Source organism: Actinomycetota bacterium, assembly GCA_018830725.1.
Classification (GTDB): domain Bacteria; phylum Actinomycetota; class Humimicrobiia; order JAHJRV01; family JAHJRV01; genus JAHJRV01.
Map to the genome: position 1 here is coordinate 1 of JAHJRV010000006.1, position 15,416 is coordinate 15,416.

Annotated in this window: 14 protein-coding genes and 1 tRNA gene; all 15 read left to right on the plus strand. The window is 32.6% G+C overall.

Translation table 11 applies throughout. The features are described from left to right. Nucleotides 1-196: elongation factor Tu (locus KKC53_00280; protein MBU2597611.1), on the plus strand; the 196-nt coding region annotated here is incomplete at its 5' end. Between the two features lie 63 nt (nucleotides 197-259). Further along, nucleotides 260-409: a 50S ribosomal protein L33 gene (gene rpmG, locus KKC53_00285; protein ID MBU2597612.1), complete on the plus strand. Its 150-nt coding sequence runs from the start codon at nucleotides 260-262 to the stop codon at nucleotides 407-409. Nucleotides 410-431: 22 nt separating this feature from the next. Then, nucleotides 432-507, plus strand: a tRNA-Trp gene (locus tag KKC53_00290). A gap of 87 nt (nucleotides 508-594) precedes the next feature. Further along, nucleotides 595-951 (plus strand): preprotein translocase subunit SecE, encoded by a 357-nt coding sequence (gene secE, locus KKC53_00295; GenBank protein ID MBU2597613.1) that lies wholly within the window; start codon nucleotides 595-597, stop codon nucleotides 949-951. A 15-nt stretch (nucleotides 952-966) separates the two neighbouring features. Further along, a complete protein-coding gene (nusG, locus tag KKC53_00300; protein ID MBU2597614.1) occupies nucleotides 967-1,491 on the plus strand; it encodes a transcription termination/antitermination protein NusG in 525 nt (174 codons plus the stop codon). A 217-nt stretch (nucleotides 1,492-1,708) separates the two neighbouring features. Then, entirely contained in the window at nucleotides 1,709-2,134 is a 426-nt protein-coding gene (gene rplK, locus KKC53_00305; protein ID MBU2597615.1) for a 50S ribosomal protein L11, read from the plus strand. A gap of 14 nt (nucleotides 2,135-2,148) precedes the next feature. Then, the gene (rplA, locus tag KKC53_00310; GenBank protein ID MBU2597616.1) at nucleotides 2,149-2,868 is read left to right on the plus strand and encodes a 50S ribosomal protein L1; all 720 of its coding nucleotides are present in this window, start codon (nucleotides 2,149-2,151) and stop codon (nucleotides 2,866-2,868) included. Between the two features lie 141 nt (nucleotides 2,869-3,009). After that, the gene (rplJ, locus tag KKC53_00315) at nucleotides 3,010-3,549 is read left to right on the plus strand and encodes a 50S ribosomal protein L10 (protein MBU2597617.1); all 540 of its coding nucleotides are present in this window, start codon (nucleotides 3,010-3,012) and stop codon (nucleotides 3,547-3,549) included. A 118-nt stretch (nucleotides 3,550-3,667) separates the two neighbouring features. Continuing rightward, on the plus strand, nucleotides 3,668-4,141 hold the full coding sequence (gene rplL, locus KKC53_00320; GenBank protein ID MBU2597618.1) for a 50S ribosomal protein L7/L12: 474 nt from the start codon (nucleotides 3,668-3,670) through the stop codon (nucleotides 4,139-4,141). A 361-nt stretch (nucleotides 4,142-4,502) separates the two neighbouring features. Then, complete coding sequence (locus tag KKC53_00325) at nucleotides 4,503-7,775, plus strand: DNA-directed RNA polymerase subunit beta (GenBank protein MBU2597619.1); 3,273 nt, start codon at nucleotides 4,503-4,505, stop codon at nucleotides 7,773-7,775. A gap of 69 nt (nucleotides 7,776-7,844) precedes the next feature. After that, the gene (locus KKC53_00330) at nucleotides 7,845-11,963 is read left to right on the plus strand and encodes a DNA-directed RNA polymerase subunit beta' (protein ID MBU2597620.1); all 4,119 of its coding nucleotides are present in this window, start codon (nucleotides 7,845-7,847) and stop codon (nucleotides 11,961-11,963) included. A gap of 255 nt (nucleotides 11,964-12,218) precedes the next feature. Next, on the plus strand, nucleotides 12,219-12,593 hold the full coding sequence (gene rpsL / locus KKC53_00335; protein ID MBU2597621.1) for a 30S ribosomal protein S12: 375 nt from the start codon (nucleotides 12,219-12,221) through the stop codon (nucleotides 12,591-12,593). A 13-nt stretch (nucleotides 12,594-12,606) separates the two neighbouring features. Next, nucleotides 12,607-13,077, plus strand: a complete 471-nt coding sequence (gene rpsG / locus KKC53_00340; protein MBU2597622.1) for a 30S ribosomal protein S7 — start codon at nucleotides 12,607-12,609, stop codon at nucleotides 13,075-13,077. Nucleotides 13,078-13,158: 81 nt separating this feature from the next. Then, the gene (gene fusA, locus KKC53_00345) at nucleotides 13,159-15,234 is read left to right on the plus strand and encodes an elongation factor G (protein MBU2597623.1); all 2,076 of its coding nucleotides are present in this window, start codon (nucleotides 13,159-13,161) and stop codon (nucleotides 15,232-15,234) included. A gap of 51 nt (nucleotides 15,235-15,285) precedes the next feature. After that, on the plus strand, nucleotides 15,286-15,416 hold a 131-nt coding region (gene tuf / locus KKC53_00350; GenBank protein ID MBU2597624.1), incomplete at its 3' end, for an elongation factor Tu.

Here is a 15,416-nt window from a genome sequence, read left to right on the forward strand (position 1 = left end):
GTTTTATTTTAGAACAACAGATGTTACAGGAGTCATAACTCTTCCAGAAGGAACCGAGATGGTAATGCCTGGAGATAATGTTGAGTTAAGAGTTGAATTGATTCAACCAATAGCAATGGAGAAGGGCCTAAGATTTGCTATAAGGGAAGGTGGTCATACTGTTGGAGCTGGTACTGTAACAGATATAGTTAAGTAATTAAAAATAAGTACTTTTATTTTTTGAATAAATTTTATTTAATAAAATTATAAAGAGGATAAATTGAGACAGATTAGCACACTGGCTTGTACAATATGTAAGCGTAGAAATTATACAACTGAAAAAAATAAGACTAATACTCGTGAGAGATTGGAGCTAAAAAAATATTGTAAGTGGTGTAAGAAACACACAATACATAAAGAAACAAGATAATATTAATTTAATTATGTAGTGTAGGGCTGTAGCTCCAATGGTAGAGCACCGGTCTCCAAAACCGGGTGTTGGGGGTTCGAGTCCCTCCAGCCCTGCCACATTTTTAAAATAATTTTCAAAATACATTTAATTTCATTTTTTTTATGTTAAAATACTTATTTTATAAAATATAGTAGGGTAAATATATGGGGAAAAGAAAAATATCAAAAAAATTAAGAAAATTAGAAACAAAAGCAACTATAAAAGAGAAACAGAAGGTAAAAGTTCCTAAAAAGAAAGCCAGTATTAAGAAGAAATCTAAAAAAAATTTACCTATCTCACAAAGAATTATTAATTTCTTCAGAAATAGCTGGTTAAAAATTGTAAATTATTTTAAAGGTGTATGGCTTGAACTAAAGAAAGTTTCTTGGCCAAATAGAAAGTCTATTTTAATATATACAATGGTAACTTTAACTACTATATTTATATTTGTAGTTTTTATTGGTATATGTGACTTTTTGTTTACACAGTTGATTGTACTTTTACAAAAAATTAAATTCTAAAAGGTGATTGATAAATTGGAACCAAAATGGTATGTTATACACTCATATGCTGGTTATGAGAAAAAAGTTAAGGAAAATCTAAAACAAAGAATACAGTCAATGGAAATGGAGGATAAGATATTTGAGATTCTTATCCCCGAAGAAGAAGTTTTAGAAATTGATGATGGGAAGAAAGTTGCAACTAAAAAGAGAATTTTTCCTGGATATATTTTAGTAAAAATGATCTTAGATGATGACTCTTGGTATGTTGTAAGAAATACCCCAGCAGTTACTGGGTTTGTGGGATCAGCCTCAAAACCAACATCTCTTTCTCCAATAGAGGTCATGAAAATAAGAAAAAGAATAGCAGTAAAAAAGCCAAGAGCACGTACCCATTTTGAAATCGGTGAACCAATTAAAGTAAAATCAGGCCCATTTGCTAATTTTGATGGAACAATAAGTGAGATAAATATTGATAAAGGAAAATTAAGAGTTTTAGTAGCAATATTTGGTAGACAAACCCCAGTTGAATTAAATTTTAACCAAGTGGAAAAAATATAAAAAAAATTAAATAAATATCTTCGAAACCATACTATAAGGTTATTAGCATTAAAAATTAATTAAATAACCTTTGAAAGATTTGGGCATAGTTTCTCTCTTCCCCTCCATTTATGGGAGGGGGTAGGGGGAGGGTGAAATGTCTTCGAAACCATGCCACAAATCTACTAATAAAAATTAATTTTAAAATTTTAGATAGATTTAAAAAAAGGATAATTATATGGCTAAACCAATTATTGGAAAAATAAAATTGGAAATACCTGCTGGTAAAGCCAATCCAGCTCCACCAGTTGGTCCTGCATTAGGACAACATGGTGTTAATATAATGGAATTTTGTAAGGCTTTTAATAATAAAACAAAAGATCAGGAAGGAATGATAATTCCAGTTGTTATAACTATTTACAAAGATAGGTCCTTTACTTTTATTATGAAAACTCCGCCAGCAGCTATTTTATTGAAAAAAGCAGCAAATATTGAAAAGGGCTCGAAAGAACCGAATCGAGAGAAAGTGGGCAAAGTTACAAGAAGAAAAATTAGAGAAATAGCTGAATTAAAAATGACGGATTTAAATGCAGTTGACATAGAGTCTGCTATGAAGATAATAGAAGGAACTGCAAAAAATATGGGATTGGAAATAATTGATTAATTAATTTAAGGAGAATCTATTTGAAAAGAGGAAAGAAATATCAACAGGTTTTAGAAAATATAGATAAAGATAAATTATATTCACCATTGGAAGCGTTAAGTTTGATAAAAAACATTTCAAAAGCTAATTTTGACGAGACTGTTGAAGTTGTAATAAGATTAGGAATAGACACTAAAAAGGCAGAGCAACAAGTTAGAGGGACCGTGATTTTACCTCATGGAACAGGAAAAATTCCCAAAATTTTGGTTTTTGCTCAAGGTGAAAAAGTGACGGAAGCTAAAAAAGCAGGAGCAGACATTGTTGGTGGAGAAGAACTGACTGAAAAAATTAAAAAAGGATTTTTAGATTTTGATGTTACCATTGCTACTCCTGATATGATGAGTATAGTGGGAAGGTTAGGAAAGATTTTAGGTCCGAGAGGTCTAATGCCAAATCCGAAGACAGGGACGGTGACATTTGAAGTGAGTAAAGCAATACAGGATGCAAAGAAAGGAAAGGTTGAATATAAAGCAGATAAATATGGAATTATTCATCTAATATTAGGTAAAATCTCATTTGAAGTTAAAAAATTAGTTGAAAATTATGCAACGTTAATAGACGAGATAATAAGAGTAAAACCGTCAGCAGCTAAAGGTAGATATTTAAGAAGTATTCACTTTTCATCTTCCATGGGTCCTTCAGTAGCTGTTGACACATCAAAAGTAAAGAATCTGCTAGTTAAAGAAATAGAATAATAAATATTAATAATTAATATAGTACCAAAGATTGTGGGTGCTTAGTGCTTAATATTTCCTGCTTAGGTGCTTTGTAATTGACCTTTGCACTTAAGGTCTTTTTTATTTTTTAAAAAAGATTAATTCATAAATGGAGGAATTTTGATAAACATTAAAAAAAGAAATATTGTTAAACAACTTGCTGAGAAATTTTCAAATGCAAAGAGTGTTATATTAGCAGATTATGGTGGATTTTCAGTACAAGAAATGAATGAGTTGAGGGGTAAATTCCGAGAATCAGAAATAGAATTTAGGATTATAAAAAATACACTATCAAAGATAGCACTAAAGAAAGCGAAAATAGAAGGATTGGATGATTACCTTGTTGGACAAACAAGCGCTACCTTTAGTTACGCTGAACCTATTTTACCTGCAAGGATATTAAAAAATTTTAATATAAATGGAAAAACTCTGAAAATTAAAGCAGGTTATGTTGAAGGAGAAGTCTTTGGATTTGATGAAATTATACAATTAGCAGATTTACCTTCAAAAGAAGAATTAATTGCCAGTTTAACAAGACATATTGCCAATCCATTAATTAATTTTGTAAGAGTTTTAAAGAATCCTATTGTTGGCTTATTAAATCAGCTTAATATGATAGCAGAATCAAAAAAAGGAAAAAAATCAAATCTGAAAAAGTAAAAATTTAAAGAAAATTGAAAGCTTTGGGCAAAGTTTCTTGACTGAAATGTCTGCGAAACCATGCCACAAAGCTTCTGACTAAAATTAAAAAAAATAAAACTAAAAAATTGGAGGAAAAATGGTAGAAAAGAAAAAAGTTAGCGAAAAAGCTACTAAAGAGAAAAAAGTTAGCACTAAAGCTACAGAGAAGAAAAAGGTTGATACTAAAATTACGGAAAAGGAGAAAATTAGTACTAAAGATATTATAAAAGCTGTTGAGGATATGAGTGTAAAGGAGCTAGCAGAACTTGTTAAGATGTTAGAGGAGAAATTTGGAACAGTAGCAGCAGCACCTGTAGCTACTACTGGCACTAAAGAAGAAGTAAAGGAAGAGGAAGAAAAAATTGAATTTGATGTGGTATTAGCTAATGTGGGAGAAAAGAAGATTCAAGTTATAAAAGAGGTGAGAGCTTTAACAAAATTAGGTCTAAAAGAAGCAAAATCATTGGTAGATAATGCCCCCGAAGTAGTGTTAAAGGATGTTAGTAAAGATGATGCTGCAAATGCGAAGAAGAAGCTGGAGGAAGTTGGCGCTACTATTGAGATTAAGTAATTATCAATATTAATATTACAATATATTAAAATTGTGTATTTTATACTTCATATGTATAATTCACGCAATATATAGACATTAATTGAAATAGAAAAGCTCAATATTTAAAAAAATTTTAAAAAAATTTATAAATTTTAGTTGAATTTATTAGTATATTAATGATATAATAAAAGTTTATAAACTTTATTTAATTAATATATTAATGTATAATTATTATATAAATAATTATTTGAAGTATTTATTCTACTAAATATTAATTCTACTAAATTATTCCTTTTAAAACAAAGAGGAGTGATTTTTTTTGTCTAAAAAACGCTACAAAAAAATAGAAAGATACAATTATTCCAGTGCTAAAGAGATCATGGATACACCAAATCTTATTGATATTCAGAAGAAGTCATTTGAGGAATTATTAAAACATGGAATAAAAGAGGTACTTGATGATATATCTCCTATCGAGGATTTTACAAAAACACTTCAACTTGAATTTGGTGATTATCATCTTCATGAAATGGATAAGAAAACAAAAAAAACATCCAGCGAAGTTTATCAAAAATGCCCAAACTGTAATAAGAATATAGATATAAAATTCAATGAAGATATTTGTAAAGAGATAGATATTACTTATTGTGCACCTCTATGGGTTCTTGCAAGACTGAAGAACAAGGAAACTGGTGAAATAAAAGAACAACCAGTATTTTTAGGAGATTTACCACTTATGACTAGGAAGGGAACCTTTATTATTAATGGAACTGAGAGGGTAGTTGTTAGTCAGCTTGTTAGATCTCCAGGTGTTTACTTTGATAGGGAGGTAGATAGAGAAACAGATGAAACTCTATTTAATTGTAAACTTATCCCGAGTAGAGGAGCATGGTTAGAAATGATCTTTAGTAAGAAGAATGCTTTATTTATGAGAATTGATAGAAAAAGGAAGCTACCTATAACCACATTTTTAAAGGCACTCGGATTTGGAGACAATGAAAAACTTAAAGAATTGTTCAAACATTCAGAAGTAATAGATAAAACATTAGAAGTAGATACAGCAGAGTCGCGTGAAGAAGCATTAATAGAAGTTTATAAAAAACAGAGACCTGGGGAACCACCAACTTTGGATAGTGCCGAAGCTCTTATTGATAACTTATTCTATAAACCAAAAAGATATGACCTGGGAAGAGTAGGTAGATATAAGTTGAATAAGAAATTACAATTAGATATACCTTTAGAAAAAACCACTCTGTCAGAGGAAGATATTTTAGCAATAGTTAGATATATGATTCAGTTAAATCAGGGATTAGGGGAAATCGATGATATAGATCATTTTGGCAATCGTAGGGTAAGAACAGTTGGTGAGCTAATTCAAAACCAGTTAAGAATAGGTTTCTCAAGAATTGAGAAAGTTGTTAAGGATAGAATGACGACTCAAGATGTAAATGTTGTAACACCCCAATCACTGATTAATATAAGACCTATGGTTGCTATATTAAGGCAGTTCTATGGCAGCAGTCAGCTATCTCAATTTTTGGATCAAACAAATCCTTTAGCTGAATTAACACATAAAAGGAGATTGACGGCTGTAGGACCAGGTGGTTTAAGTAGAGAGAGAGCAGGATTTGAGGTTAGAGATGTTCATTCATCTCATTATGGTAGGATGTGTCCAATAGAAACTCCTGAAGGTCCAAATGTAGGTCTTATTGGCTCCTTAGCGACTTATGCAAAGATAAGTGATATGGGATTTATACAAACACCATATAGGAAAGTTGAAAAAAGTATCATAACAGATGAAATAGAATATATTGATGCTGACGAAGAGGAAGAACATGTGATTGCTCAATATAATATTCCCGTAAATAAGAAAGGAAAGATTAAAGGGAAAGAAGTTGTAGTGAGGAGAAGAGGTGAGGTAGATACAGTTGTTTCTAATAAAGTAGATTATATAGACATATCACCAAGACAGATATTTTCTATTTCTACCTCGTTGATTCCATTTTTAGAGCATGATGATGCACCACGTGCACTTATGGGTTCAAATATGCAAAGGCAGGCAGTACCATTAATTAAAACCGAAGCACCATTGATAGGAACTGGTATGGAACATAAAGCAGTAATTGATTCAGGTGATGTCATATTAGCTAAAGAGAATGGAACTGTAACCAAAGTATGTGCAGATTACATAGAGATAGATTACAAGAATTTAGGTTCAATAAGACATAAATTACATAAATTTAGAAGATCAAATCAAGGAACTTGTGTAAATCAAAAGCCTTTAGTTTATGCTGGAAATAAAGTAAAAAAGAACGAGATCATAGTCGATGGACCAGCAATAAGTGATGGAGAACTGGCATTAGGGAAAAATTTGTTGGTAGCATTTTTACCTTGGGAGGGTTATAACTTTGAGGATGCAATTATTATCAGTGAAAGGTTAGTGAAAGAGGATATTCTTTCATCAATTCATATAGAGAAGCATGAGATTGAAGCAAGAACTACCAAATTGGGTGATGAGGAAATTACCAGAGACATACCAAATGTTAGTGAAGAAACATTAAAAGATTTAGATGAAAGAGGAATAATTAGAATTGGGGCTGAGGTCAAAGCAGGTGATATTCTAGTTGGGAAGGTGACACCCAAAGGTGAAACAGAATTGACAGCAGAAGAAAAGTTACTCCGTGCCATATTTGGAGAGAAGGCAAAGGAAGTAAGAGATACTTCTTTAACAGTTCCACATGGAGAGTCTGGTAAAGTAATGGACGTGAAATCTTTTTCAAGGGAAGAGGGACACGAACTTGCTCCAGGCGTAGACAAATTGGTTAGAGTTTATATTGCAAAAAAAAGGAAAGTATCAGTCGGGGACAAGTTATCAGGAAGGCATGGAAATAAGGGCGTAATTTCAATAATACTTCCTGAAGAGGATATGCCTTACATGGAAGACGGAACCTCTGTAGATGTTGTTTTAAATCCATTGGGTGTTCCTTCAAGAATGAATGTTGGACAGATATTAGAAACCCATTTAGGATGGGCTGCAAAAGTAGGATGGGATGATGATGGTGTAAAAAGAAGTGATGATGGGTCTGTTTACATATCAACTCCTATTTTTGAAAGTGCTAATGAAAATGAAATAAGAAAAGCGCTCAAAAAAGCAGGATTACCAACAAGTGGAAAAACCTGGTTGTATGGTGGAAGAACTGGAAAAAGATTTAAACAGCCAATTACAGTTGGTTATATGTATATAATGAAATTACACCATTTAGTAGATGATAAAATTCATGCAAGGTCAACAGGACCCTATTCTTTAGTAACCCAACAACCACTTGGAGGTAAAGCTCAATTTGGTGGACAGAGATTTGGTGAGATGGAAGTGTGGGCTCTTGATGCTTATGGAGCAGCTTATACTCTTCAAGAAATGTTAACAATAAAATCTGATGATGTTTTTGGAAGAGTAAAAGCATATGAAGCAATTGTTAAAGGGGAGTCGATTGAAGCTCCCAATATACCAGAATCTTTTAAAGTACTTGTTAAAGAGATTAAAAGTTTAGGATTAAATGTTGAAATTCTATCTGAGAAGGGAGAAAAGTTAGAGTTAATAGATACTGGTGAAGATATGTATAAAACCATTGAAGAATTAGGTATAAGTTTATAGAGAGAAGAGAAAGAAATTATAGAGATATTAGAGGACACAAAACTTTCTAAAAATTAGGGGGTAAGTTTTTTGTTAGATGTTAATCTTTTTGACGCAATTAGAATTGGAATAGCATCTCCAGAACAGATTAGGTCATGGTCAAATGGAGAGATAAAAAAGCCTGAAACTATAAATTATCGTACTCTTAAACCAGAAAAAGATGGACTTTTCTGTGAAAAGATCTTTGGACCTTCAAAAGATTGGGAGTGTTACTGCGGTAAGTATAAAAGAATAAGATTTAAGGGAATAATTTGTGAAAGATGTGGAGTTGAGGTAACCAGGTCAAAAGTTAGAAGAGAAAGAATGGGTCATATAGAACTTGCATCGCCAGTAGTACATATATGGTTTTTTAAAGGTATTCCATCAAGATTGGGTTATTTATTGGATATATCACCTAAAGATCTGGATAAGGTAATCTATTTCGCCTCATACATAGTTACTTCAATTGATAAAGATAGAAGAGTTTTAGAAAAGGAAGAAATTGAAAATATTATAGATGTGAGAACAAATCAGTTGAAAGAGGAACACAAAGAGAGAGTGGAAGATTTATTATCAATAATAACTGATAGATTTCCTGATCAATTAGATGATCAGGAAAAATTAACTGATGAAGAAAAGGAAGAATATTTAAAGCTAAAAAGTGAGATAGATAAAGATATTAAAGAGGATTATCAATATACACAAGACCAAATTGAAATAGCAAAACAAGCTTATAAAGAATTTATGAAGTTAGAGGAAAAACAACTCATCGATGATGAAAGAGTTTTCCGAGAAATGAAGCTCATGTATGCAGAATATTTTACCGGTGGTATGGGGGCTGAAGCAATAAAAGAGATGCTTGTCAAATTGGATTGTCATGCAGAAACTGAGGAACTTAGAAAGATACTTAAAAAGGCGAGAGGGCAAAAGAAAACTCGCGCTATCAAAAGATTAAAAGTGGTAGCTGCATTTGATAACACAGACAATCGCCCTCAAGATATCGTAATGGAAGCGATACCTGTTATACCACCCGATTTAAGACCGATGGTTCAGTTAGATGGCGGGAGATTTGCAACATCAGATCTTAATGATCTATATCGAAGGGTTATAAATAGAAATAATAGATTAAAAAAGCTTTTAGATCTGGGAGCCCCAGAGGTTATAGTTAATAATGAAAAAAGAATGTTACAAGAGTCTGTTGATGCACTTTTTGACAATGGAAGGAGAGGTAGACCAGTAACAGGTCCCGGAAATCGTGCCTTGAAATCTCTTTCAGATATGCTCAAAGGAAAGCAAGGTAGATTTCGTCAAAATCTATTAGGTAGGAGAGTTGATTACTCCGGCCGTTCTGTAATTGTAGTTAACCCAAAATTGAAGATAAATCAGTGTGGAATTCCGAAGCTGATGGCTTTAGAGCTTTTTAAACCTTTTATAATGAGGATGCTTGTTGATTTAGGACACAGTCAAAATATAAAAAGTGCTAAAAGAATGGTGGAAAGAGGAAAGCCAATTGTTTGGGATGTACTTGAAAAAGTGGTAGAAGATCATCCAGTGCTACTTAATAGAGCTCCAACACTACATCGTTTGGGAGTGCAAGCATTTTTACCTATACTTGTAGAAGGAAAAGCAATTCAGATACATCCTCTTGTATGTACTGCTTTTAATGCAGATTTTGATGGTGACCAAATGGCTGTTCATATTCCCCTTTCTCAGGCGGCTCAAGCTGAATCAAGAATTCTTATGATATCAAGTAATAATCTTCTTTCCCCAGCAGCGGGTAAACCACTTGTAACACCAAGCCAGGATATGGTTTTAGGAATATACCATTTAACATCTCAACAAGAAGGTCAAGCTGGAGAGGGTAAAGTTTATTATGGTCTGGATGAAGCATTGCTTGCATATGAGTTTGGAAAATTATCTCTTCAAGCCCCAATACGACTTCAATTTAGAGAAAAAGTAAGAAAAACAACATTGGGAAGAGCAATATTTAATTCTATATTACCTGAAGATTATCCCTATATAGATTCTCCAATAGATAAGAAGCAATTATCAACAATTGTTACAGAGATAATAAATACCTATTCAAGTGAGTTAGCCTCAAAGATTTTGGATGGGATGAAGAAGCTTGGTTTTACACATGCTACTGAAGAGGGAATAACTATTGGAATAGACGACATTAAAATTCCAGAAAAGAAAGCAGAAATTTTAAAGGAGAGCGAAGAAACTATTAAAAAAATAAACACAAGTTTTAAAGAAGGCTTTTTAGCAGATGAAGAGAGACTACAAAGAGTTGTTCAATTATGGTCAACAACTACAGAGGAGATTGGTGAGGAAATGGAGAGAAATTTTGGAAAATTTAATCCAATTTATATGATGGCTAATTCAGGAGCTAGAGGGAATGTAAAGCAGCTAAGACAATTAGCAGGTATGAGAGGTCTTGTTGCAGATGCTAGAGGAGAGATAATTGATAGACCTATCAAATCAAATTTTAGAGAGGGTCTATCAGTTCTTGAATATTTCCTTTCAACACATGGCGCAAGACAAGGTTTAGCAGATACCGCTCTTCGTACAGCTGACTCAGGATACCTAACAAGAAGATTAGTAGATGTATCCCAGGATGTTATAGTTAGAGAGCATGACTGTGGTACCAAGGAAGGTAAAGATATATATGTTCTCACCTTAGAGGGTGAACCAAATCCGAGCTTGTTGAGTAGGATTTGTGCAAAGACTGTAGCTGATTCTTCAACTGGAGAGATAATTATAAAATCTGGTAAGGTGATTAAATCAGAACATGTTAATAGATTAATAAAGGCTAATATAGAGATGTTAACAGTTAGGTCAGTATTAAATTGTAAAGTTGAACACGGCATCTGTAAAATGTGTTACGGTGAGGATATGGCTACTGGAAAGTTGGTTGAAATAGGTGAAGCTGTTGGAATAATTGCCGCTCAGTCTATTGGAGAGCCAGGAACACAGCTTACTATGCGTACTTTTCATACAGGAGGTGTAGCGAGTACATATATTCAGAAACCGATAAGAGTTCCGGTTGATGGTGAGTTAATAATTCCTTCTACAGTTTTGAAGAAGCTCAAAATGACCAAAAAAGCTTTAAATGAAGAGAGAAATAAGAGAGAGAAGGAAGGTAAAGAATTCTTTTCTAAGAATATAGATCATCTTACTCATAGATTCATGTTACAGGTAGAGATGGATGACAAAAAGTTGGTTGATGTAATGATGCATAGAGGAGAGAAATTAGAAATAACAACGAAGAAAAATGTTAAAAAAGGCGAGATTATTGCAAAGGTAATACAAACTGCGAAGAGGAAGAAATATATTCGTAAACATGAGAAAGCCTATGAAGCTATGGATATAACTGCTGGTCTTCCTAAAGTTGTTGAGCTTTTTGAAGCGAGGAAACCTAAAGGACAGGCAATAATTTCAGAAACCAGTGGAAAGGTTGAAATAAAAGAAACTGATAAATATACTAAGGTTATAGTAACTGATAAAAAAGGAAAAGAATTTTCCTATACGGTATCACCCAGATCCAGAATACTCGTCAACATGGGAGATGATGTTATTGCGGGACAACAATTAACTGATGGTTCCAGAAATCCTCATGATATCTTAAAAGTACAGGGCGTGAAAGATACACAAACGTACCTTATAAATGAGGTTCAAAATGTTTATAAATCACAGGGTGTTGATATACATGATAAACAAATAGAAATAATAGTAAGGCAAATGTTTAAAAAAGTTGCTATAATAGAGCCAGGAGATACTAATTTTTTGCCAGGTCAGTTAGTAAATAAAATAGCTTTTCAAAAGATAAACGAAGATATAAAATCCAAAAGGAAGAAACCAGCTACTGCCAGACAGACATTAATGGGAATAACCAAAGCTGCATTAGCTACGGATAGTTTCTTATCAGCTGCATCGTTTCAGGAAACCACGAAGGTTCTTACAGATGCTTCACTAAATTATAGTGTTGATCCACTTTTAGGAATAAAAGAGAATGTAATAATAGGTAAATTGATTCCAGCTGGAACTGGTATGAAGGAGTACAGGAAAATTGAAATAAATTATCCAGAGGAGTATCAACAGGAGGAGCTATTATTGTTATCTGAAATAGGTGGAGAATTATCTGAAATAGGTGAAGAAGATACTGAATAAAAAATTTATTATACTTTTATTAATTTAGGTGTCCATTTTTAAATTTTAAATGACAATTAGTTATTTTTTAGTTGACAACAAAAGAAATGGATGTTATTATCTCTTTTTGTATTTAAAAGGATTTAATTTTAGTTTAATATTAAATTGTTAAAAAAACAAAAAATAAATTTTAAAATACGATTGAATTTAGTAAAAATTTAAACTTTAATATAGTTAATATAAATTTTATATGTTAAGTAAGGAGGCATTTAAAGTTTGCCAACCATAAATCAACTAGTTAAAAGAAAAAGAAAGAGAATTAAAGCTAAGAAGAAAAATCCAGCACTACAAGGAAATCCTCAAAAAAGAGGAGTTTGCACTAGAGTTTGGACAATGACACCAAAAAAACCTAACTCAGCTTTGCGTAAAGTAGCAAGAGTAAGATTAACAAATGGGATGGAGGTAACAGCTTATATCCCAGGAGAAGGACATAATCTTCAAGAACACTCTATTGTTTTAATTAGAGGTGGACGTGTTAAGGATCTTCCAGGAATAAGGTATAAGATAGTAAGAAATATTCTTGACACTGCTGGAGTTGAGGGTAGAAAAAAAGCAAGATCCAAATATGGAGCCAAGGCTCCTGAGGGATAAAACAGGAGGAGTTATGTCAAGAAGAGGTGTAGCAAAAAAAAGAACAATAGTACCAGACTATAAATATAGAAGTGAACTTGTAACTAGACTTATTAACAACGTTATGTTAAAAGGTAAAAAAACTGTTGCAGAAAAAATAGTTTATGATAGTTTAGATATAATCAAAGAGAGAACTAAAAAAGATCCAATTGAGGTATTTACTAAAGCATTGGAAAATGTAAGACCTTTACTTGAAGTTAGATCAAGAAGAGTTGGTGGAGCTACTTATCAAATTCCTATAGAAGTTCGTTATTATAGAGCAGAATCTCTATCATTTAGGTGGATAATAAATTTTGCAAAACAGCGCAAGGAAAAGGGTATGGCATCAAAACTTGCGGGTGAGATATTAGATGCAGCAAATAAAATTGGAGCATCTGTAAAGAAGAGAGAAAATGTGCATAAAATGGCAGAAGCAAATAAAGCATTTGCTCACTACAGGTGGTAATTATAAAAAATAAAAAATTAACTTAAAAAATTTTAAGGTATGCGTAAAGATATTAAATTACTAAAAAAAAGGTCGATAAAGATGGAGCAATTTCCCTTAGAAAAAGCTCGAAATATAGGAATAATAGCTCATATTGATGCTGGTAAAACCACAACTACTGAGAGGATTCTCTATTATACAGAGAAAACCTATAAGATTGGAGAAGTTGATGAAGGTACAGCTGTTATGGATTGGATGGAACAGGAGCAGGAGAGAGGAATAACTATTCAAGCTGCTGCAACTACATGCTATTGGAATGATTATCAAGTCAATATTATAGACACTCCCGGACACGTGGACTTTACTGTTGAAGTTGAGAGGTCTTTAAGAGTGCTAGATGGAGCAATTGCAATATTTGACTCTGTTGCTGGAGTAGAACCTCAATCGGAAACTGTTTGGAATCAAGCTAATAAATATAAAATACCAAGGATTGCTTTTGTGAATAAGATGGATAAGACTGGAGCGGACTTTTTTCATGTAGTTGATATGATTAGAAAAAGATTGTTTGCAAATCCTTTATGTTTACAAGTACCAATAGGAGAAGAGAATAAATTCAAAGGTGTAGTGGATTTGATAAATATGAAAGCGATAGTTTATAGAGATAAAACAGGGAAAGATTGGGAAATATTGGATATTCCTTCAGAATTGGTTCCCTTATCGATTAAAAAAAGGCAAGAACTTTTAGAAACATTAGTAGAACTGGATGATAATTTAATGGCTAAATATCTTGAGGATGAAGATATTTCATCAATCTTAATTCAAAAGGTTATTAGAGAGTTCACAATAAAGGGAGAAATAGTACCCGTTTTATGTGGTGCTGCACTTAAAAATAAAGGTATTCAACCATTACTTGATGCAATTGCTAATTATCTTCCTTCACCAAAGGAAGTAAAAGAGGTTTGGGGAAAGAATCCAAAAAATAATGAGCGTGAATCTCGATTACCTCTTGACAGTGAACCTTTCACAGCGTTTATTTTTAAAGTACAGAATGATCCGTATATGGGAAATCTTTCCTATTTTAGAGTATATTCAGGAAAATTAAATGTAGGAGACATGGTATTAAATTCAAATTCAGAAAAGCTGGAAAGAATAGGAAGAATTGTTAGAATGCATGCTAAGGAAAGAGAGGACCTAAAGACAGTTGCCACTGGTGATATTGCTGCAGTTATTGGACTAAAAGATTCAACAACAGGTGATACATTATGTGATGAGAATTTCCCAATAGTATTGGAATCAATAAGATTTCCTGAACCGGTTATATCAGTTGCTGTTGAACCAAAAACAAAAATGGATCAGGAGAAGCTTTCGCTGTCTCTTAACAAATTGGTCAATGAAGATCCGACTTTTAAAGTAAATATAGATCAGGACTCTGGCCAAACAATAATATCAGGAATGGGCGAGCTACATTTGGAGATTATTATTGATAGATTACTTAGAGAATTTGGAGTTGAAGCAAATGTGGGTAATCCTCAGGTTGCCTATAAAGAAACTATAACCTTAGAATCGGTTTCAGAAGGAAGATTCATAAAGCAAAGTGGTGGAAAGGGTCAGTATGGACATGTTAAATTAAGAATCGAACCAAATCAAAGGGGATACGAATTTTTATTTAAAAGTAAAATAAAAAGCGGAAAAATACCACGAGAGTTTATCTCATATGTTGAGAAAGGAATAAGAGAAGCAATGGAAAGTGGTCAACTAGTGGGATATCCTGTAGTTGATGTAATAGTTACATTAATTGATGGATCATATCATGAAGTGGATTCAACAAATCTGGCATTTAAAATAGCTGGCGCTATTGCTTTTAAGAAAGCGTATGAAAATGCAGGACCAATACTACTTGAACCAATAATGAAATTAGAGGTTGTTTTTCCAGAACGGTATTTAGGTGATGTGATTGGAGATTTAAATGCAAAGCGAGCGAATATAACTGATTTAAGTGACAGAATGGGGTTAAAGGTTGTTACAGCTCAAGTTCCTTTAGGGGAGATGTTTGGATATGCAACAGATTTGAGATCTAAAACGCAGGGAAGAGCAAACTTCACTATGGAATTCTTAATGTATAAACAGATTCCAAAAAAAATGGCAAAAGAAATTATAAAATCAATTAAAGGTTTATAAAAAAGATATTAAATTTTAACTAAAATAATTATCTAACAAAAGGGGAAATATATGGCTAAAAAGAAATTTGAGAGAACAAAACCACATATCAATGTTGGAACTATAGGTCATGTAGATCATGGTAAAACAACCTTAACTTCAGCAATAACATATTGTCTAAGTTCAAGAGGTCTTGATGTAGA